The 19,163-nt window shown below is 55.9% G+C and carries 17 protein-coding genes and 2 pseudogenes; 12 read left to right on the top strand and 7 right to left on the bottom strand.

Features of this window, described 5'->3' with window-relative positions:
- Positions 1–36: 36 nt before the first annotated feature.
- The gene (locus tag BN2106_RS15190; RefSeq protein WP_050699392.1) at positions 37–594 is read right to left on the bottom strand and encodes a GNAT family N-acetyltransferase; all 558 of its coding nucleotides are present in this window, start codon (positions 592–594) and stop codon (positions 37–39) included.
- A gap of 506 nt (positions 595–1,100) precedes the next feature.
- Between BN2106_RS15190 and BN2106_RS15185 the strand changes: the two genes are divergently transcribed.
- The 8 genes and pseudogenes from BN2106_RS15185 to BN2106_RS15155 all read left to right on the top strand — a co-directional run bounded on the left by BN2106_RS15185 (position 1,101) and on the right by BN2106_RS15155 (position 8,829).
- Positions 1,101–1,607, top strand: coding sequence for a ribosome maturation factor RimP (locus BN2106_RS15185; RefSeq protein WP_242846343.1), 507 nt, complete (start codon positions 1,101–1,103; stop codon positions 1,605–1,607).
- Positions 1,604–1,909: pseudogene (locus BN2106_RS16865) on the top strand (NusA N-terminal domain-containing protein); the annotation flags it as partial. The gene BN2106_RS15185 and the pseudogene BN2106_RS16865, both read left to right, overlap by 4 nt.
- Before the next feature lie 369 nt (positions 1,910–2,278).
- Positions 2,279–3,142 (top strand): annotated as a pseudogene (locus tag BN2106_RS16860) (translation initiation factor IF-2); the annotation flags it as partial.
- 60 nt (positions 3,143–3,202) lie between these two features.
- Entirely contained in the window at positions 3,203–3,574 is a 372-nt protein-coding gene (gene rbfA, locus BN2106_RS15175; protein WP_050699390.1) for a 30S ribosome-binding factor RbfA, read from the top strand.
- Positions 3,575–3,744: 170 nt separating this feature from the next.
- Entirely contained in the window at positions 3,745–4,725 is a 981-nt protein-coding gene (locus BN2106_RS15170) for a DHH family phosphoesterase (protein WP_050699389.1), read from the top strand.
- Positions 4,726–5,012: 287 nt separating this feature from the next.
- Positions 5,013–5,933, top strand: a complete 921-nt coding sequence (ribF, locus tag BN2106_RS15165; protein WP_050699388.1) for a riboflavin biosynthesis protein RibF — start codon at positions 5,013–5,015, stop codon at positions 5,931–5,933.
- Between the two features lie 191 nt (positions 5,934–6,124).
- The gene (rpsO, locus tag BN2106_RS15160) at positions 6,125–6,388 is read left to right on the top strand and encodes a 30S ribosomal protein S15 (RefSeq protein ID WP_050699387.1); all 264 of its coding nucleotides are present in this window, start codon (positions 6,125–6,127) and stop codon (positions 6,386–6,388) included.
- A 176-nt stretch (positions 6,389–6,564) separates the two neighbouring features.
- A complete protein-coding gene (locus tag BN2106_RS15155) occupies positions 6,565–8,829 on the top strand; it encodes a polyribonucleotide nucleotidyltransferase (RefSeq protein WP_082236543.1) in 2,265 nt (754 codons plus the stop codon).
- A gap of 98 nt (positions 8,830–8,927) precedes the next feature.
- On the opposite strand, the gene BN2106_RS15150 is transcribed toward BN2106_RS15155, so the two are convergent.
- Positions 8,928–9,443, bottom strand: a complete 516-nt coding sequence (locus BN2106_RS15150) for a helix-turn-helix domain-containing protein (RefSeq protein ID WP_050699386.1) — start codon at positions 9,441–9,443, stop codon at positions 8,928–8,930.
- Positions 9,444–9,790: 347 nt separating this feature from the next.
- On the opposite strand from BN2106_RS15150, the gene BN2106_RS15145 reads away from it, so the two are divergent.
- Positions 9,791–10,780, top strand: coding sequence for a TasA family protein (locus tag BN2106_RS15145; RefSeq protein WP_050699385.1), 990 nt, complete (start codon positions 9,791–9,793; stop codon positions 10,778–10,780).
- A 297-nt stretch (positions 10,781–11,077) separates the two neighbouring features.
- Here BN2106_RS15145 and BN2106_RS15140 read toward each other — a convergent pair whose 3' ends face one another.
- Both BN2106_RS15140 and BN2106_RS15130 read right to left on the bottom strand, forming a co-directional pair.
- A complete protein-coding gene (locus BN2106_RS15140) occupies positions 11,078–11,413 on the bottom strand; it encodes a hypothetical protein (protein WP_050699384.1) in 336 nt (111 codons plus the stop codon).
- A 975-nt stretch (positions 11,414–12,388) separates the two neighbouring features.
- Positions 12,389–13,690, bottom strand: a complete 1,302-nt coding sequence (locus BN2106_RS15130) for a cation:proton antiporter (RefSeq protein WP_082236542.1) — start codon at positions 13,688–13,690, stop codon at positions 12,389–12,391.
- Between the two features lie 978 nt (positions 13,691–14,668).
- On the opposite strand from BN2106_RS15130, the gene proB reads away from it, so the two are divergent.
- From proB to BN2106_RS15115, 3 genes are read left to right on the top strand one after another with little or no spacing between them, the layout of a single operon-like run.
- Complete coding sequence (gene proB / locus BN2106_RS15125) at positions 14,669–15,469, top strand: glutamate 5-kinase (RefSeq protein WP_050699382.1); 801 nt, start codon at positions 14,669–14,671, stop codon at positions 15,467–15,469.
- A gap of 55 nt (positions 15,470–15,524) precedes the next feature.
- Positions 15,525–16,769, top strand: a complete 1,245-nt coding sequence (locus tag BN2106_RS15120) for a glutamate-5-semialdehyde dehydrogenase (RefSeq protein WP_050699381.1) — start codon at positions 15,525–15,527, stop codon at positions 16,767–16,769.
- Between the two features lie 33 nt (positions 16,770–16,802).
- On the top strand, positions 16,803–17,789 hold the full coding sequence (locus BN2106_RS15115; RefSeq protein WP_050699380.1) for a hypothetical protein: 987 nt from the start codon (positions 16,803–16,805) through the stop codon (positions 17,787–17,789).
- 111 nt (positions 17,790–17,900) lie between these two features.
- Here BN2106_RS15115 and BN2106_RS15110 read toward each other — a convergent pair whose 3' ends face one another.
- Genes BN2106_RS15110 through BN2106_RS15100 form a run of 3 tightly spaced genes read right to left on the bottom strand, consistent with a single transcriptional unit; the run spans position 17,901 to position 19,040 of the window.
- Positions 17,901–18,410 (bottom strand): hypothetical protein, encoded by a 510-nt coding sequence (locus tag BN2106_RS15110; RefSeq protein WP_050699379.1) that lies wholly within the window; start codon positions 18,408–18,410, stop codon positions 17,901–17,903.
- A gap of 53 nt (positions 18,411–18,463) precedes the next feature.
- The gene (locus BN2106_RS15105) at positions 18,464–18,832 is read right to left on the bottom strand and encodes a hypothetical protein (protein WP_050699378.1); all 369 of its coding nucleotides are present in this window, start codon (positions 18,830–18,832) and stop codon (positions 18,464–18,466) included.
- 28 nt (positions 18,833–18,860) lie between these two features.
- Entirely contained in the window at positions 18,861–19,040 is a 180-nt protein-coding gene (locus BN2106_RS15100) for a hypothetical protein (RefSeq protein WP_050699377.1), read from the bottom strand.
- Between the last annotated feature and the right edge of the window lie 123 nt (positions 19,041–19,163).

The raw sequence follows: 19,163 nt of genomic DNA, 5'->3' as shown, positions 1-19,163 counted from the left end.
GCGTAAAATGCTCATAATCTCATCAAAAACAAAAATTTATTGAACTGCATAGGTAAATACATTCAAATCTACGGTTTCTTTACCGCCCCAATTTTTCTCCTGAACAGAATCGGACTCTTTTATAAAACCGTTTTTTATCAGTGCTTTTTCAGAAAATATATTTTCAGGCATAACAAATGCCTTCAGCGTCTGAATACCCATTTCATTACTAAGATATTCCACCATAAGCTTTACTGTATCGGTTGCAATCCCTCTGTGCCAATACGATTCGTTTATACGATAGCCAATCGTTATTTGGTTCATTCTTTTTTTATAATCAAACATTTCTGCAAGTCCAATGAGCTTATCAGGTTCCTCGCAGAGATAAATGCCTGCGATAATCAGTTTCTTTTTATCGAAATCTCTCCCGCCGAGATTTCTGATTGCAGCCAGCAAGTTTCCCCTGCTTTTTCGATACAGGAATGGAGGTATGTGTTGATAGACATTAGGATTATGCGTAATTTCTATAAGGTCATCCACGTCACCTTCAGCCATTTTCCTGATTATAATATGGTCATTTTCAAGGTGTGGAAATGTATGAAATAGTTCTGCCATTCATAATTACCGCTTTCGTAAAATTTAAATACTCTTTGTCCGTATAAGGCGTACAAACCCATAACCAGTATTTTTCATTTTAATGAGAGCGCATGGAAATGTCAAACAGCTCATTTCGTTTCATTGCTTCATGTTATGGTTCATAATCCTGTTTACTCGCCCGGGCGCCGTTTTACCCTTAGCAGGACGGCTTTTCACATAGCAGAAATGCTGATTTCACAGGCCGCTCCGGCGGGAAAAAAGATTTTGTAACCGCCGAATATCTACTGTTTTTTATTAATCCTTCGCTCCCTGCGCGGGAATTATGCTGTCCGCGTAAACAAGAAAGTCTCGGGAGCGGGTTCTTTCCGTCGCGGACATCCGTGGTACTGTGTTTGGGCAAACTTTCGCCCGCGCCGCCCCGACTGGAAGTCTTGCATTTTGGGGAGAGGTGTGGTACAATAACAAAAGTAATATTATGAAGGATGAAAGAGTGGGGCAACCCACTCTTTTGTTTGCATTATGAGGTGAAATCATTGGCAGCAAAAAAGAAAGGCGGCAACACGGTTGCCCTGGTGCGGCAGCTTGCGGAACCCATCGCCCGGGACCTGGGCCTGATGGTCTGGGACGTCCGGTTTGTCAAAGAAGGGGCGGACTGGTTCCTGCGCATATTCATCGATAAGCCGGAGGGCATCGGCATTGAGGACTGCGAGGCGATGAGCCGCGCCATCAACGGCCCCCTGGATGAGCTGGACCCGATCGAGCAGGCGTACTGCCTGGAGGTCTGCTCGCCCGGCATCGACCGGGATCTCACGCGCGACGAGCACTTTGCCGCCTATCTGGGCGCCGCCGTGCATGTCAAGCTGATCCGTCCGGGTGAGGACGGCAAACGGGAGCTGACCGCCATTTTGGCGGATTACAAAGACAGCACGATGCTTCTGCGGACGGCTGAGGGAGAAGAACGTGCGATTCCGCGCAAGGACGCGTCCAGCGTCCGCCTTGCGGAAGACGATTTTGGAGGTATTGAGGAATGAACAGCGAAGTTTTTGAAGCGTTAGGCCTGCTGGAACGGGAACGCGGCATCCCGGTCGACTTTATGGTGGACCGGATCAAAAAGGCCATCGTAACCGCATGCAAGAACAGCTACGGCAACGAGGATACGATTATCAATATGGAGCCGGGTAAAGGCGCATTTGAAGTATTCCTGCGTAAAACCGTGGTGGAAGAGCTGACAGACCCCGGCAGGGAAATCCTGCTGGAAAAGGCCCGTGAAATCGATCCCGCCGCAGCGGTGGACAGCATCGTCAACGTTCCGCTCAATACCAAGGAATTCGGACGCATTGCGGCGCAGACGGCCCGCAACATCATCCGCCAGGGCATCCGCGACGGCGAGCGCGGCCAGATGATGCAGGAATTCCAGAGCAAACATCAGGAACTGGTCTCCGCGCTGGTGGAACGCATCGACCCCCGCACCGGCGCCGCCACGCTGAAAATCGGCAAGGCCGAGGCCGTCCTGCCGAAAAACGAGCAGGTTGGCAACGAGGAACTGAAAGAGGGCGACCATATCAAGGTCTATGTGGCGGACGTGCGCGAGACGGAAAAAGGCCCCCGCGCCATGATCAGCCGTACGCATCCGGACCTGGTCAAGCGTTTGTTTGAAACGGAGGTGCCGGAAATCTACGACGGCACCGTTGAGATCAAAGCGGTTTCTCGCGACGTGCGCGCCATGACCGACGAAAACGGCCGCCGCATTGAGGCGGCGGGCCCGTCCGTCCCGGTGGAGATCACCGGCCTGGACGACGTGCCGGCGGGCGGCGACATCATGAACGCTGTTTCCGATGAGCGCCTGGCCAGGGAACTGGTCGAACAGCGCCGCACCCAGCAGAAGGAAGAGATGTTCAATTCGCAGACGAAGGTCACGCTGGATAACCTCTTCGACCAGATGCAGCAGGGCGAGATGAAGGAACTGCAAATCATCGTCAAGGCCGATGTGCAGGGCTCCGTTGAGGCGGTCCGCCAGTCGCTGGAGAAGCTCTCCAACGAGGAAGTGCGCGTCAAGGTCATCCACGGCGGCGTGGGCGCGATCAACGAGTCCGACGTCATGCTGGCGAACGCCTCCAATGCGATTATCGTCGGCTTTAACGTCCGTCCGGAACCGCTCGCGGAGGACAACGCGAAGCGCAGCGGCGTCGATATGCGCCTGTACCGCATCATTTACGACTGCATCGAGGAGATGGAGTCCGCGATGAAGGGCATGCTTGCGCCGAAATTCCGCGAAGTCCTGCTGGGCCGTGCGGAATGCCGCCAGGTCTATAAGATCACCAACGTCGGCATGGTTGTCGGCGGCCACGTCACCAGCGGCAAGATCACCCGCAGCGCGGAAATCCGCGTGGTGCGCGACGGCATCGTGATCGCGGAGGACAAAATGGCTTCCCTCAAACGCTTCAAGGACGACGCCAAGGAGGTCGCGGAAGGTTACGACTGCGGCATCACGCTCGAAAAATTCAGCGACGTCAAGGAAGGCGACGTATTGGAAGCCTTCATTATGGAAGAATACAAGGAGGACTGACCGGGAACGTTTCCCGGCCGTCCATCAGCCGGGCAATGCCCGGCGCGGAGGTGAATGGATATGCCAAGCCATAGAATGGGACGGACCTCGGAGGACATCCGCCGGGAACTGACCGCGATCTTCCGGGAGCTGAAGGACCCGCGCGTACAGGGGCTGATCAGCATCGTGCGTGTGGACGTCACCAGCGACCTCTCGTACTGTACAGTTTTTGTCAGCGCGATGGAAGGGCTGGACCGCGCCAAAGAAGCGGTCGCCGGTTTGAAATCGGCCTCCGGCTTTGTCCGCCGGGAACTGGGAAACCGGCTCCGTCTGCGGCATGTGCCGGAACTGCAGTTCCGAGCGACGGACTCCATCGAATACAGCGCCAACATCTCCAAATTGCTCAACGATCTGGAGACGAAGGAAGAGGCGCGGACAGAACCAGACGAATGACCAAGGCCTCGGGCGGGGACGCGCGGGGGCGCTCAATGCGGCCCCGGACGGGAGTGACACTCCCGCATGGAACGCGGCGGCGTCCCATGCGCGTCCCCGCCCGGGGTTTTTACATGCAATAACCGGAACCGCCGGGACAAGCCCCGGCGCGGAAAGAGGAGGATACAACGATGATCACGCTGGACGACGCGGCGGAATTCCTCCGCGAATCGGACGACATCGTGCTATTAAGCCACCAGTTCCCGGATGGGGATACCTTCGGCTCCGCGGCAGCCCTGTGCATGGCGCTGCAGAGCATGGGAAAGCGCGTCATGACGCGCTGCCGCCATGAAATCAGTGAAAAATACGCCTCTATGTTCCGCGGCGTGCAAAAGCAGGACTTTACACCGAAGACCGTGGTCGCGGTCGATGTGGCGGACATTGACCTGCTGGGCGACGCGCTGAAGGAGGAATATGAGGGCAGAGTGGACCTGTGCATCGACCACCACGCGTCCAACCGGCCTTTCTCGGAGCGGACCTTTGTGGACAGCGCCGCCGCTTCGACGACGGAGATCATCTATGCGCTGATCACCAAGCTGGGCGCGAAGATCACAAAAGAGATCGCGGAGGCGATTTACACCGGCATCACGACCGATACCGGCTGTTTTAAATATCCGAACGCCACGCCGCGTACCTACCGCGTGGCGGCCTGCATGATGGAAACCGGCATCGACGCGGCGGACATCAACCGCCGCATGTTCGACACCAAGACCCGCGCCCGCCTGGAGATGGAGCGCATGGTGCTGGATTCCATCCAGTTCTATCACGACGACCGCTGCGCCGTCGCGTACATCCTGCGCGATATGGTCGCTTCCAGCAAGGCGAACGAGGACGACCTGGAGGGCCTTGCGGCGATTCCGCGCCAGGTGGAGGGCAAAAAAGCAAGGGTGGAGAAGAGGGGGGGGGGGGTGGGGGGTGTTGCGCCTTTTTTTTATCCCATTTTAGTGGTGAAAAAGAGACGGCCCGCCGGTTTGGAAACGGCGGCGGGCTGGACCTGGGCCGTACGGCGTTGGCCCGGAAGGAACCGGCGGACGGCGCGGTGTTCCGCGTCTGCACGCAGGAGGGCGGCTTTCTCGGCCTGGGACGGGCGGACACAGAGACAAACGAACTAAAGGTATTGAAATTGTTTTGAGAAACACGGACCTCTGGTCGGGACGCGCCTACGGCGAGGATCATTTTTACCTGACAGGGAATGACTAAAAAGCGTTTTTCCGCTTTTCAGAAAAGCGGCGGTTTCCAAAGGCAGGGCCTTTGGCCGCTCCTCGCAAGGAGCGGAACTCTTGTTCCTGAGAAGAGCGAGTGGGAACGAGTGATATGGTTGTTTATGAGGCATAGTGCTGCCGGACAAAATTTCGGGGCCGTTACAGGATTGCCCCATGGATATAGCAAAGGATAATCTATGAAAGTATATCACGACTTAACCCCGGGCGCACCGCGCGCGGCGGTCGCATTGGGCTGCTTTGACGGCCTGCACCTGGGGCATCAAAAAGTAATCACCGCGGCATGTGGTCCCGGCCTGACGCCGTCCGTGCTGACGTTTGCCGATCCGCTCGGCGAACTGGGCGGCAAGTCCGGTGGGCAGCTCGCGACCAAGCGGCAAAAGCTGCGGCTGTTCGATTCGCTCGGCGTGGAGCAGGTGTATTCGCTGCGTTTTTCCGCGATCCGGAACCTCAGCCCGGAGCAGTTTGTGGACGAGGTGCTGGTCGGGGTCTGCCACGCGGAGAAAATCTGCTGCGGGTTCAACTTTACCTTCGGCTACCGGGGCGCGGGCACGGCGGAGACGCTGAAAGCGCTCTGCGCGCCGCGCGGGATCGACTGCGAGGTAGTGCCTGCGGTGGAACTCGCGGGCGAACCGGTCAGTTCCACGCGCATCCGCGCTTTGGTGGAAAAGGGAGACATCGAGCGGGCCAACCGGCTGCTGGGCCGTCCGTTCGGCTTTGACTTTGAGGTGGTGCGCGGGCGGCAGCTGGGCCGCACGCTGGGCACCCCGACGATCAATCAGGTCTTCACCCCGGAGTTCGTCCTGCCGCGCTTCGGTGTGTATGCCTCTTTGGTCCGCCTGAACGACGGCGACTATTACGGCGTGACGAACGTGGGCGTCAAGCCGACGGTCGGCGCGGACGCCCCGCTCTCCGAAACGTGGATTCCGGAGTACCACGGCGAGGACCTCTACGGCGAAAATATCCAGGTGGAGCTCATCGGCTTTATCCGCCCGGAAGTCAAGTTCAGCGGGGTGGAGGAGCTGCAGGAGAACATTCTGCGGGACGGCGGGACGGCGGAGCGCATGATGCGCGCGTATCTGGCAAAACAGAATTCCTGAAAATTCCAGTTCACGCGGGAAAAGGAACTTTACAAATGAAATTCCGCATGATATAATCATTTGGTATGGTACCCTATTCCCGGTTGCAGGGGCAACCCCGTCACGGGGACTCACCGGCCTGCTACTGTGAGTATGGGCGTATCTCAAAAAAGGGGCAAGCCCCCGAATTTTTTGAAAAGGTGGAAAAGCAAATGCTGAAAGAAGAAAAAACCGCAATTATCGAGCAGTATGCCACACATGAAGGCGACACCGGTTCTCCGGAAGTGCAGATCGCGGTGCTGACCAAGCGCATCAACGACCTGACCGAGCACCTCAAGGTGCACAAGAAGGACCATCACTCCCGCCGCGGCCTGCTCAAGATGGTTGGCCAGAGAAGAAGCCTGCTCAATTACCTGATGAAGGTGGACATTGAGCGCTATCGTTCCATCATTGCGAAGCTTGGCATCCGTAAATAAGAAATTGCTGGTTGGGCAGGCAGCTTCGCGCTGTCTGCCCTTCTATGCGTTCAGATGGAGGCATGGGGGACCGGGACTTAGCCGTGAAACGAACGCCGCGCGAACGCGGGGCTGGTTTCATTGCTAAACCTGTTTCCTCCGCCCTCCCAAACAAAACCGAAACAGGAGGAAACAGCATGTTTGAAAACTTCAAGACCTTTACAACCGATTTTGCAGGCCGCCCGCTGGTTATCGAGACCGGCAAAATGGCGCAGCTCGCCAACGGCGCGTGTCTGGTCCGCTACGGCGAGACCGTGGTGCATGTGGCCGTGACCGCATCCGCCAAGCCCCGCGAGGGCGTGGACTTTTTCCCGCTCTCCGTCGACTTTGAGGAGAAGCTCTATTCCGTGGGTAAAATCCCCGGCTCCTTCCTTAAAAGAGAAGGCCGCCCCAGCGATAAGGCGATTCTGACTTCCCGCGTGATCGACCGCCCGATCCGCCCGCTGTTCCCGAAGGACATGCGCAACGACGTTTCCGTTGTCTGCACCGTGATGAGCGTGGACCATGATTGCGCACCGGAGATCGCCGCGATGGTCGGCACCTCCATTGCGCTGACCATTTCCGACATTCCGTGGAACGGCCCGATTTCCGGTGTTTCCGTCGGCATGGTGGACGGCGAATTCGTGATCAACCCGACCGCGGAGCAGCGTGAAAAGAGCCGCATGGCGGTCACCGTCGCGTCCACCGATTCCCGCATTGCCATGATCGAGGCGGGCGCGGACATCGTGACCGACGAGGAGATGTACAACGCCATCATGGCGGGCCACGAGGCCAACCAGAAGATTATCGAGTTCATCAAGGGCATTCAGGCGGAGATCGGCAAGGAGAAGTTCAGCTATCCGAGCAACGAGCCGGACGAGGAGATGCTTGCCGCCGTCAAGGAATTCGCGATGGAGGACGTCAAGCAGGCGCTCGATACCGACGACAAGAACGTCCGCGACGAGCGTTTGAAGCCCGTCTATGAGAAGGTCCACGAGAAGTTCGACGAGATTTATCCGGATCAGGCCGCGAAGATCGACGAGTGCATGTACCGCACCCAGAAGTATGTGGTGCGCCGCTGGCTGCTGGACGAGCAGAAGCGCGTCGACGGCAGAAAGATGGACGACATGCGCCCGCTGGACGCACAGATTGACCTGCTGCCCCGCGTGCACGGTTCCGGTATGTTCACCCGCGGTCAGACGCAGGTGCTCACCGTCGCGACGCTCGGCCCGGTCAGCGACCAGCAGATGCTCGATGGCATCGACGAAGAGGAATTTAAACGGTATATCCATCAGTATAATTTCCCATCCTATTCCGTGGGCGAGACGAAGCCCAGCCGCGGCCCCGGCCGCCGCGAGATCGGCCACGGCGCTCTGGCGGAGCGCGCGCTGGTTCCGGTCATCCCGCCGGTAGAGGAGTTCCCGTACGCCTATCGTCTGGTGTCCGAGGTGCTTTCCTCCAACGGTTCCACCTCTCAGGCGTCCATCTGCGGCTCCACGCTGGCATTGATGGCCGCGGGCGTGCCGATTAAGGCGCCAGTCGCGGGTATCTCCTGCGGCCTGATCACCGAGGGCGAGCGCTGGATGACCATGGTCGATATTCAGGGCCTGGAGGACTTCTTCGGCGATATGGACTTTAAGGTTGCCGGCACCAAGGAGGGCATCACCGCCATCCAGATGGACCTGAAGATCAGCGGTCTGACCCCGGAAATGGTCAAAGAGGCGCTGGAGAAGACCCACAAGGCGCGCAACTACATCCTTGACGAAGTCATGGGCAAGTGCATCGCGGAGCCGCGCACGGAGCTGTCTCAGTACGCGCCGAAGATGATGGGCACTGTGATCCCGGTGGATAAGATCCGTGAGGTTATCGGTTCCGGCGGCAAGGTCATCCAGAAGATCTGCGCCGAGTGCAACGTCAAGATGGACGTTGAAGAGGACGGCCATGTCTATATTTCCGGTCTGGATAAGGACAACTGCCAGCGCGCGCTGACGATTGTCGAGACCATTGTCAACGATCCGGAGCCGGGTGCGTTCTACAACGGCAAGGTCACCCGCATCATGGACTTCGGCGCATTTGTGGAAATCGCGCCCGGCAAAGAGGGCCTGGTGCACATCTCCCGTCTGGACGTCAAGCGCACCGAAAAGGTCACCGACGTGGTCAACGTGGGCGACGAGGTCATGGTCAAGGTCCTGGAGATCAAAAGAACGCCCCGCACAGAAGGAGAGCCCCCGGTCTCTGAGCCACATCGGGAGGGGAAGAAGAGACGGGCCCGGAGCGCCGCGACGGCGGACGTTTCCCCCGCCGCGATGATCGCCGTGACGATCGTCCGCGCGCCAGCAATGGGTTCATCGCCAACACCAACAAGAAGCCGGAGTAATGAAAACAGGCGGAATGGGCTGATTCACAGTGCACATTTCGCATAAAATATGAGCAAGCCGAACGACTCCCCCTGCCTTTGGCGGGGGGAGTCGTTCGGCTTCGGCCTTGTTTTGTGGCTTTGGTTTCTTTTCCGTTGACAGAGTCAGGAAGCCTTCTTCTGCCGGATCATATAAACACCCAATAAGACCACGCCGATGATTCCGCAAACGGCTGCGGCCACATAGGCCTCGGAATAGTCGGCGGGCGCATAGGCATATTCCCCAACCGCGATGTACCGGTACAGCATATATTCCAGGCTGACCAGCGCGCTGTCCATGATGGAGATCACAAAAAAAGCGATGATCCCGATAAGGAGGAATGCCGCGGCGCTCGCGGCTAAAAAGATCATCCTCCGGTTGTGGCTGTTCATTCTGACAATGTCTTCAATCGTCATTTTTTCGGAATCAACCGGCGCGGGCTCGCCTTCTTCCCGGACCAGCTCGTCCATTGAGACGCCGAAAATCCGGCTGATCAGGACCACCTTGTCCAGATCCGGCATACAGGTTTCCAGCTCCCACTTTGAGACCGTCTGCCGGGACACGTCCAGTTTGTCCGCCAATTGTTCCTGTGTCCACCCGGCGGCTTTGCGCAGTTTTTGAATTTTTTCTCCGATACCCATTTTAGCATCTTCCTCCCCTGTGTTTTGATTGTAATTATAGGGGAAAACGGCTCCTTTTTCCAGCAACTTGCGTTGGCATTTGCGCCCGATTCACGCGCATTGCAGTAGTTCAGGCATTTTGCATACAAAAATGTTCTGGTTTCACTTCACGCAGCAGAAAAAACATCTTTTGCGATAGAAAAAAGCAACGGTGTTTCACAGATTCCTGAAGGAGAGCAGGAAAATACAGTTTTTTTATGTATATTTCGTGGGAAGGCTTGTGTATAGAGTACCAAATACTGTATAATATAATGGAATATTGGCCCATAATATGGTAGCATATCACAGAGGAAGAAGCGTGAGGACAAATGGGCAGAACATCCAGACGATTGCTTCTCTCGGCGTGTTCCCTTTTTATTGTGCTGGCCCTTGCGGCGGGCAGCACATTTGCGTGGCTTTCCGATACCGTTCGTGTGGATGCGGTGTTTGAAGCAGGAACGTTAGACTTGGTGCTCACGCCGGATGGAACGCAGGTGGGACAGGGTCTGCATTTTTCCGGATTGCGCCCGCTGACAGAGGAACAGCTGGAAGAACGCTGGGCGGAGCAGGGGAACCAGCCGGCCGAAGAGGAATCCTGCTGGTTCCAGCCGGTTCAGGTTTACAGCGCGGGTTCGCTGGCGAGCTTTGTGACGCTGTCCATCGAGGAGCAGGTGGCGGACACGGATTCCGGCGCATCCCCGTACGGCGATCAGGTTTTAAACTTTCAGGACAACGGCGCGGGCGGCCTGATGCTCGGCGAGCCGGAACGGGTGGACTGTCAGAACGCCCTGCGGGACGATATCCAGATTCTGCTGTATACCTGTGAGACGGACGGTTCCCTAAAGCCCGTGGAGCAGAACGGGCAGGCGGTTGCGCTGTGGGAAGAGGGAAAATCCATCAGCTACACATTGCCGCAGGCGCTGGCGGCGGGGGAAACACGGGACTACATTTTGGCGGCGCGGCTGCCGGAGACTATGCAGGACAAGCTCTTTGGCCAACATTTCCACGCGAATATTGTGGCAAATGCAGTTCAAACGGAAAGCAGTCCGGCGGAAACGGTCACGGTGCGGGACCTGCCGGTCAGTTATGTATATAAGGATGCAGATGGTTCGGTGCTGTATCGCGCGGCGGCAAAGCGTACACTGTCGTATATCCTCCCCGGCGAGGTATGGATTCGTCCGGACTTGCAGGAATTTGACAGTGAAGCATATGCGCTGGCAGACCCGGAGACGATGTACGTGATCGAGGCGGATGCAACCGGCGCGGCGGCGTTGCCGGACGGCGAGACGGAACTGCTGTTTGAGCTGGTGGGAAAGTAGTTGCTTTTCATATTGAGAAGCGGGCCCTTCGGTCAGATCGCACCTGTGGCGAGAATAAGTGACTAAAACGCGTTTTTCCGCTTTTCTGAAAAGCGGCAGGATCAAAGGGCAGAGCCCTTTGCCGCTCTCCGCAGAGAGCGGAACTCTCTTTCTGAGAAGAGCGAGTGGGAACGAGTGATAAAGTTCTTTATAACCCTTTATGTTGCCGTGTAAATTAAGGCCGTTGCAGTCTACAAACTGCAACGGCCTTTTTGTATGTACATCGAGTCGGCAACGGGGGAATACAGAAAGCCTGTTTTATGGCTCCAATTCGTCCAGCACGTTTTTGATAGCAATATTGACCAATTTATAGATACTCACCCCAAAACGATCCTTTAGATTTTCCAGCCCCGAAAGATTGCTTTCGCGTATCGACAGAGAGTGAGTGGAGGACGCGTCGTGACGCGCCTGTTCAAAAAGGGTGATGTTTTCCGTTTCGATCAACTGCTGAATACAGACGTTGATCAGGTCGGTCAGAGTCGCGTCGTAAAGGCGCGCCTGCTCCTGCAACCGCTGGTAGAGGGTGTCATCGATTTCGTAATTTCGTTTCAATTTGGATTCTTTTTTATCGAACCGCCGGTCTAAAATACCCATACAATTTCCCCTTTGCTGTATGGGTATATTTTACACCATAGGACTGCCTATTGTGCGATATACAAAGCGGTATTTTTATGAAAATGCGAGGTTAAATATCGTATAGCGGATTATTTAATAGTTGTGTCTTCTCAGTTCCTGAGCGCTTTCCTGGTTGGCCTGATAGAAAAGAATTTTTTGATACGTTTAGAAGTGGAAAATCTGATGATTTTCTTAATGCAATAGAAAATATCTATTTTCTTTATATTCTCTCAGCTGACAACCGTATGAATGCCAAATTAAAAATCAAAAGGCCCAAGCTCCGCCGGCAATGAAGAGCACACCGCCCTCCCTGAGCAACTCAGGCATATGAGGATACCGGGGGTTGTAAGGGGGGCGTGAGTCGAAGTCACCCGGAGCCCACTCTCGCGCCCCCCTTTCGCGGTCTTTGCTTCCTTTTCGACAAGACGGAAAGGAAGTGCCCGCCCGACATGAGGGCAAACCAGCGGTTTTCTCCCGCTTTTGCAAAAGCGAGTAAGCGATAAACGTTGTATGTGCAATCGAATTACCTGGTTGTTTATGTAAAGCGCTAATGGCAATTAGAGTTTTAACATAAGATTGTTTATACAATAATCTGCAATAGTTGTGTTATGAAATGAAAGTTTTGGGAAATATTTGTTTGCACAACAAAATTTCTTTTGCTTTATAAAAACAAAGAATCTCATTGTTTCTGCGATGCAAAAAGATTGCTTTCATAAAATTTGTTTTACTTTTTAAAAGTAAACAGTCTTTGCCGTCGCTTTTCAAAGCGACGTATGTTCCCCGGCGAAAGCCGGGGAACAAAAAAGCCCCAGAGGCAGCATCCTGCCTCATAAACGACCATATCACTCGTTCCCACTCGCTCTTCTCAGAAAGAGCGTTTCGCTCCTTGCGAGGAGCGACCAAAGGCGCCGCCTTTGGAAACCGCCGCTTTTCAGAAAAGCGGGAAAATACGTTTTATCGATCACGCAGGCTGGGAACCTCTGGGTACATTTCAGAGTGGGAACCCATATTATCGCCGGTAAGAACCTGATAGTTCTTTTCCAGCGGCTCCTCGGCGGGTGCATCCGGCGGTGTGGAGTCTTTATCCTTGCGGAACGCGATCTTCAAAAGGATGGGCGCGATAATCGTCGTGACGACTACCATGATGATAACAGGGCCAAAAAACACGGAGGACATCAGTCCCAGTGCCGCGCCCTTGCTTGCCACGATCAGCGCAACCTCGCCGCGCGATACCATGCCCGCGCCGATCTGGATGCTTTCCCGGTTGCTGAATTTGCAAAGCTTCGCGCCCAGACCGCATCCGATGATCTTGGTCAATACTGCAACGACGACCAGCAGTACGGAGAACAGAATAATGGTGGCGGTCATGTCCGGAAGGGCCACCTTCAGGCCGATGCTGGCGAAAAAGACCGGCGAAAGGAAGGTGTACGACAGCGTTTCAAACCGCGCCGCAATGTAAGAACTGTGTTCCGTGTTGGAGATAATCAGTCCCGCAATAAATGCGCCGGTGATGTCCGCGACGCCAAAATAACGCTCCGCACAGAAGGAGAGCACCAGGCAGAAAACAAACGCCAGAATCACAAAGCGCCGCATGTCCCGGTTGTAGCGCGCCTGGTATTTTTTAAACAGGATGTAGAACAGCACGCCGGCGGCAATGGCAACCACGAAGAACAATACCACCTTGAGCAGGACCACCCAGAGGTTCACGGTCGAGTCCGCAAGGCTGGTGACCACGGTCAATGCCACAATGCCCAGAATGTCGTCGATGATCGCCGCGCCCAGAATCGCGTTGCCCGCGCGGGTGTTCAATTTGCCCATCTCTTTGAGTGTTTCCACGGAAATACTCACGGAGGTAGCGGTCAGAATGATGCCGATGAAGATATTCTGTAAAAAGAGATTTGCGTCCGGTCCCGCGATGGAGGCGTTGTTGAAGAAATGTGCCAACAGGAAGCCGCCGCCCAGCGGGACGATTACGCCGATCAGCGCGATGATAAAGGAAGCTTTGCCTGTCCGCTTCAATTCCTTGATGTCGGTTTCCAAACCGGCAGCGAACATCAGGACAATCACGCCCACCTCGGACAGCTTGTTGATGAAGTCTGTTTCCTGTAGGATGTTGAGCATGGCCGGTCCCAGGATCAGGCCGGCGGCCAAAGCGCCCACCACCTGCGGCATTTTGAATTTTCGGGTCAGCAGCCCGAAGAATTTTGTGCTGAGGAGGATGAGAGCCAAGTCAAACAAAAAGCCGTATCCTTCCATCTTCTGCGCCTCTTTTCTGCAATGATTTGTGAATTTTAAATGAACAAGTACCCATTATAGTCCGATTTCTTGCATGTGACAATGGGATGTTTCGACGAATTTCAGTAAACTGCGCGCGGCAATTTTAAGGAGAATTTCCACACCGGTGAAAGAGATGAGCGGGGAGGAAAATACGGGTTAAAGTTGTGTAAAGATGCGCCCCAATCAAATAAAATGCGTTGGAGGGTTCCCCGCATGGATCGCCTGACAGAAGCGGAGCCGCCCTGGCTAATTTTTACTTTCTTCTTTTAATGTGGTATGTTATAATAACCTCACGCCGTAAGCGGAAGCGAAGCTCCCGACGGCTGAGAGAACATTGAATCGTTCCGGCAGGAGTGGGTATTTTTGCATAAACAATCTACCGAAAGCCAAGCAGCGAAAGGGAACGATTGAATAACCTCACGCCGTAAGCGGAAGCGAAGCTCCCGACGGCTGAGAGAACATTGAATCGTTCCGGCAGGAGTGGGTATTTTTGCATAAACAATCTACCGAAAGCCAAGCAGCGAAAGGGAACGATTGAATAACCTCACGCCGTAAGCGGAAGCGAAGCTCCCGACGGCTGAGAGAACATTGAATCGTTCCGGCTGGAGTGGATATTTTTGCATAAATAATCCACCGAAAGCCGAGCAGCGAAAGGGAACGATTGAATAACCTCACGCCGTAAGCGGAAGCGAAGCTCCCGACGGCTGAGAGAACATTGAATCGTTCCGGCAGGAGTAGGTATATTTACATAAATAATTCACCGAAAGCCAAGCGGCGAAAGGGAACGATTGAATAACCTCACGCCGTAGGAGGAAGTGAAGCTCCTGACGGCGAAATCATCACAATAATCGACCTTTTCAGGCAGGCGGAAAGATTGGCCTGTCCGGAAAGTGTGGAAATATAGTATGGAAAAGCGGTGCGAACGCACACGCGATCAGGGAAAAGAGGGGCATTAAAATGTCTGCCATTACACAGGCGAAACGGGTCGTGGTCAAGGTGGGAACTTCCACGCTGACCTATGAAAATGGAAAGATCAATCTGCGGCGTATGGAATCGCTCTGCAAAGTGCTCTGCGATTTGCAAAATTCTGGACGGGAGGTCGTGCTGGTCACGTCGGGCGCGATCGGCGTCGGCGTGGGGAAGCTGGGATTGGCCGAACGACCGCAGGAGACGGAGAAAAAGCAGGCGCTGGCGGCGATCGGCCAGTGCGAGCTGATGTTTATGTACGATAAATTCTTCGCGGAATACAACTGCATGGTGGCGCAGGTGCTGCTGACCGGAGATGTCGTCTCCAACGAACACAGCAAACAGAACGTTATCAATACGTTTCAGGAATTGATCAGCATGGGGATTGTTCCGGTGGTCAACGAAAACGACACCGTTTCCATCGACGAGCTGGTCGGCAATCAGATCGGCGACAACGACACGCTTTCCGCCATCGTGGCAAAGCTGGTGGGCGCGGATCTGCTGGTGATCCTGACGGACATCGACGGCTTGTATGACGCGAACCCGCGCGCGGATTCCGGCGCAAAGCGCATCCCGTTTATCCGCGAGGTGACGCCGGAGGTGCTGGCGCTGGCGGGCGGCACGGGTTCCAACCGGGGCACGGGCGGCATGCGCACCAAGGTGAACGCGGCGGCAATCGCCAACGAAGCAAGTATCTGCTGTTGTGTGATGAGCGGCGCAAATCCTAAAAACCTGTACCATCTTTTCGACGGCGAGCAGATTGGGACAGTTTTCGGCACCGGTAAGCAGTAAAATAAGGGCACGGGCGGGCTGCCGTCCGCGCCGCAGACAGAAAGGTGGATCGTCCATGACCGTACTGGAACAAATGGGACAACAGGCAAAGGAAGCGGCACGCGTGCTGGCGGTGGCCGGCGCAAAGAAAGACGCCGCGCTGCTGGCGATGGCAAGCGCCATTGAAGCGCAGGAAGCGGAGATTCTGGCGGCGAATGAACTGGATTTGCAGGCCGCCCGGGAAAACGGCATGAAGGAAAGCCTGGTCGACCGTCTGGCGCTCAGCCCGGCCCGTGTGGCGGGAATGGCGCAGGGCGTACGCGATGTGGCGGCGCAGGAAGACCCCGTGGGGCAGGTCATCAGCGGGTTTGTCCGCCCGAACGGCTTGCAGATTCAGCGCGTGCGCGTGCCGATGGGCGTCATCGGGATCATCTATGAGGCGCGGCCGAATGTCACGGCGGACGCGGCGGCGCTCTGCCTCAAGGCGGGCAATGCGGTGATCCTGCGCGGCGGCAAGGAGGCGATCCACTCCAATACGGCGATCATGAATGCAATGCGCGGCGCGGTGGAGCAGGCGGGCCTGCCCGCAGACTGCATCCAGCTGGTGCAGGATACGACGCGCGCCTCCTCTCTGGAGATGATGGGCCTGACGGGTTATTTAGACGTGCTGATTCCGCGCGGCGGCGCGGGGCTGATCCGTTCCGTCGTGGAAAATTCCCGTGTTCCGGTGATTGAAACGGGCGTGGGCAACTGCCATATCTATGTAGACGCTTCGGCGGACGTCGATATGGCGGCCAATATTGTATTCAATGCGAAAACCTCCCGACCTTCCGTCTGCAACGCGATGGAAAAGTTGCTGATTCATAAGGACGTCGCGGACCGTGCGCTTCCGGCGATCAAAGCAAAGCTGGATGAGAAGCAGGTGGAGCTGCGCGGCTGTGAGCGGACGCGCGCCATTCTGGGCGAAAGTGTGCTTCCCGCGGAGGAAGAGGACTGGGGCCGCGAGTATCTCGACTATATCCTTGCGGTCAAGGTGGTTGATTCCTTTGATGAAGCGGTTGCGCACATCGCAAAATATTCCTCCGGCCACAGTGAGGCGATCCTCACGAACGACTATGCAAACGCGCGGAAATTCACGGCGCAGGTTGATTCCGCGGCGGTTTATGTCAATGCGTCCACCCGATTTACGGACGGCGGCGAGTTTGGCTGCGGCGCGGAAATTGGAATCTCCACGCAGAAGCTGCACGCGCGCGGCCCGATGGGCGTGCGGGAGCTGACATCCACCAAGTTCATCATTACAGGGGACGGGCAGATTCGATAAATAAAAAACCGTTTGTTGATATGGAGAGCATACATGAGTAACAACCTGGAAAATCGAAAAAACCGAGGAAAAAAACGCCCCGCGCCCGCACAGGAGCGGCGCAGGACGGATGAAGAAGAAATTCTGGAATATTCCACGGCCCGGCGGCAGGAGAGCCAGCAGGTCGAGGGTTTTTCCGCCGACTATCGCGGCCTGTACGGACAGGAACCGCAGCTTGTCCCGGATGTTCCGGCGGAGGACGACGAGACGGAAATTGACGACTTCTATCCGGAGGCGGACGAAGACGACGGCCTGCTGGCCAAATGGTCGGATGAGGAACCGGAGGAGATTCCCTCTGTTGCGGAACAGCCGGTCCGCCGCCGCGGCAAGCGCCGGTACGGCATCGCGGTGGGCGCGCTTGTGCTGCTGCTGGCACTGGTCGGCGTGGGCTTCATCGCGGGGACCATCGGGAACCAGATTTATAAAACGGTAACGGACGATACCCAGCTTCGCGAGTACGATACGTTCCTGGGGCCGGTCGTCATGCAGGACCCCTCGCCGTTTGAGTCGCCGCAGGAGGCGGACGAAAATTTTGTGCTCAACGCGTCCCTGTGGAAGACGATTACCGCAAACAACGGCACGAACTATTCAGAGTATGACGACGCCGGGCGCGCATTGGTGCCGCTGGGCGACGTGGTCGAGGCTTGCCGTGAGCTGTTCGGCCCGGACTGCCAGCTGCAGCCGCGTACGCCCGCGGAAGAAACTTTCTTTGAATACGATTCCTCCGCCAATGAATTCCATGTGGCTCTATACAGCTCGGACAGCACCTACACGCCTTATACGGAAAGTATACGAAAAAACGGCGATAAGATCTTGCTTCGCGTAGGATATGTGTCGCCCAGCGACGAATGGCGCAACCAGACCACCAGTGACCTGGAACGTCCCTCACCAACCAAATACATGGAATACGAGCTGTCTCTGGACCCCACTACGCAGAAATATTATATCTCCGCCATTCGTTCGTTGGACGGTGAGGAGTAAAAACAGCGGCGTTTTACTGGTTTTAAAGTGCTCCCGTTGACTTGGCAAAAGTGGAAAGTCCAAGAATTTTCTTGATGTAATAAAAAAGACGCCCCATAATCCGGGACGTCTTTATAGAGCAATATACATGAGGGCGAAAAGCAGCGACGGATCGGCCTTTTCCTCATACAACACCAGAAGCAGCGCCAGGATTAGCGTGCGGTCGCTGTCTTTGAACAGCATTTCAAAGAACCCGGTCAGTGGACTTGCCGGCTTTGCCGGGACTGCCTGCGGCGGGGCTTCCTGCCGGACCGGTTCCGGTTCCCGCTGTGCATGGTGTGGTTCCGTGTGCGCCGGCTCCACACGGCTGGAGTGAACGGTCCCCTGCGGGGGATGCGGCGCGGTTTGGCGCGGCGCCGGTTCCGGATGCCGGTTTGGTGTGCGCGGCTCGTTCCGGGCGGCGCTGTGCTGTGCGGCATTGGGGGAATGGGATGTGGAAGCGGCCTGCCGCGGTTGTGTGCGGCCGCCGCGCGTGTCCTGCTGATTGACGGGCTGCGGCGGCATGGCACGCGTCTGCATTTCCCGCATACGCCGGATCGCGTCTTGCTGCATGCGGTTCATTTCACTGTCGAGCACAGCCATAGCGGGTCCCCCCTTCCCAAAAGGTTTCTAAAAGATTGTTTGCCGTGGGCGGGTCAGAGGATGCCCTGGCTCTTCAGAATCGGCAGCATGCGCATCAACTGTAAAATCTTTGCCGCCTCGTCCAGCTTTTTCTGACGCTCGTCGCTCAGCAGCGGACGGAGTGCATGAAGAAAACGCGTATTGTCGTCCTCCTGGTTCATGTTGGAGAGCAGCGGTGCGATCTTCATTACGGTCTGGATGGTATCTCCGTCGATGCCGAGACCGGAAAGAGGGTTCCCCTGCGGCGCGGACTGCGGTTGCGGCTGCTGCGGCATATCAGGTGCCTGCGGCGCTTCCTCCTGCGGTCCGCCGAACTGACCCAACAGATTGGCAATGGCAGGGTTCTGGAGCAGTTCGCCGATTTTTCCGGCGAGATCATCCATGGGTTCCCCTCCTTTCCGTGGCGCGGTGTTATTTCCCGCTGGTGAATTTTTGCAGAAGCTGCTGCGCCTGCGGCGTACTCAGAATTTTGTTGGTTGCTTCCTTGTCGTTCAGGATTTTGTTCAGCTTGTCGGTATCTGCCGGGCTGAGGGATTTCAGCAGATTGTTGAGCAGTTGCTGCTGATCTGCATTCGGCTGGTTTGCTGGCATAAAGACCACTCCTTTTTTGCAGGCGGGACTTTTCCCGCGTTACTGGTCATACTAATATATGTTTTATCATCACAGTATATGATTGCGGCCCGGATTTGGCGCATACATGGCGTCCATGCGGGC

Source organism: Anaeromassilibacillus senegalensis, assembly GCF_001261775.1.
Lineage (GTDB): Bacteria > Bacillota > Clostridia > Oscillospirales > Acutalibacteraceae > Anaeromassilibacillus > Anaeromassilibacillus senegalensis.
The sequence above is the reverse complement of the archived record's forward strand: the minus strand, read 5'-3'. Positions and strand labels throughout refer to the sequence as shown.

Coding starts and splice junctions, on each gene's coding strand:
- BN2106_RS15190 (WP_050699392.1), bottom strand. CDS start 594: ATGGCAGAACTATTTCATACATTTCCACACCTTGAAAATGACCATATT.
- rbfA (WP_050699390.1), top strand. CDS start 3,203: ATGCCAAGCCATAGAATGGGACGGACCTCGGAGGACATCCGCCGGGAA.
- BN2106_RS15170 (WP_050699389.1), top strand. CDS start 3,745: ATGATCACGCTGGACGACGCGGCGGAATTCCTCCGCGAATCGGACGAC.
- ribF (WP_050699388.1), top strand. CDS start 5,013: ATGAAAGTATATCACGACTTAACCCCGGGCGCACCGCGCGCGGCGGTC.
- rpsO (WP_050699387.1), top strand. CDS start 6,125: ATGCTGAAAGAAGAAAAAACCGCAATTATCGAGCAGTATGCCACACAT.
- BN2106_RS15155 (WP_082236543.1), top strand. CDS start 6,565: ATGTTTGAAAACTTCAAGACCTTTACAACCGATTTTGCAGGCCGCCCG.
- BN2106_RS15150 (WP_050699386.1), bottom strand. CDS start 9,443: ATGGGTATCGGAGAAAAAATTCAAAAACTGCGCAAAGCCGCCGGGTGG.
- BN2106_RS15145 (WP_050699385.1), top strand. CDS start 9,791: ATGGGCAGAACATCCAGACGATTGCTTCTCTCGGCGTGTTCCCTTTTT.
- BN2106_RS15140 (WP_050699384.1), bottom strand. CDS start 11,413: ATGGGTATTTTAGACCGGCGGTTCGATAAAAAAGAATCCAAATTGAAA.
- BN2106_RS15130 (WP_082236542.1), bottom strand. CDS start 13,690: ATGGAAGGATACGGCTTTTTGTTTGACTTGGCTCTCATCCTCCTCAGC.
- proB (WP_050699382.1), top strand. CDS start 14,669: ATGTCTGCCATTACACAGGCGAAACGGGTCGTGGTCAAGGTGGGAACT.
- BN2106_RS15120 (WP_050699381.1), top strand. CDS start 15,525: ATGACCGTACTGGAACAAATGGGACAACAGGCAAAGGAAGCGGCACGC.
- BN2106_RS15115 (WP_050699380.1), top strand. CDS start 16,803: ATGAGTAACAACCTGGAAAATCGAAAAAACCGAGGAAAAAAACGCCCC.
- BN2106_RS15110 (WP_050699379.1), bottom strand. CDS start 18,410: ATGGCTGTGCTCGACAGTGAAATGAACCGCATGCAGCAAGACGCGATC.
- BN2106_RS15105 (WP_050699378.1), bottom strand. CDS start 18,832: ATGGATGATCTCGCCGGAAAAATCGGCGAACTGCTCCAGAACCCTGCC.
- BN2106_RS15100 (WP_050699377.1), bottom strand. CDS start 19,040: ATGCCAGCAAACCAGCCGAATGCAGATCAGCAGCAACTGCTCAACAAT.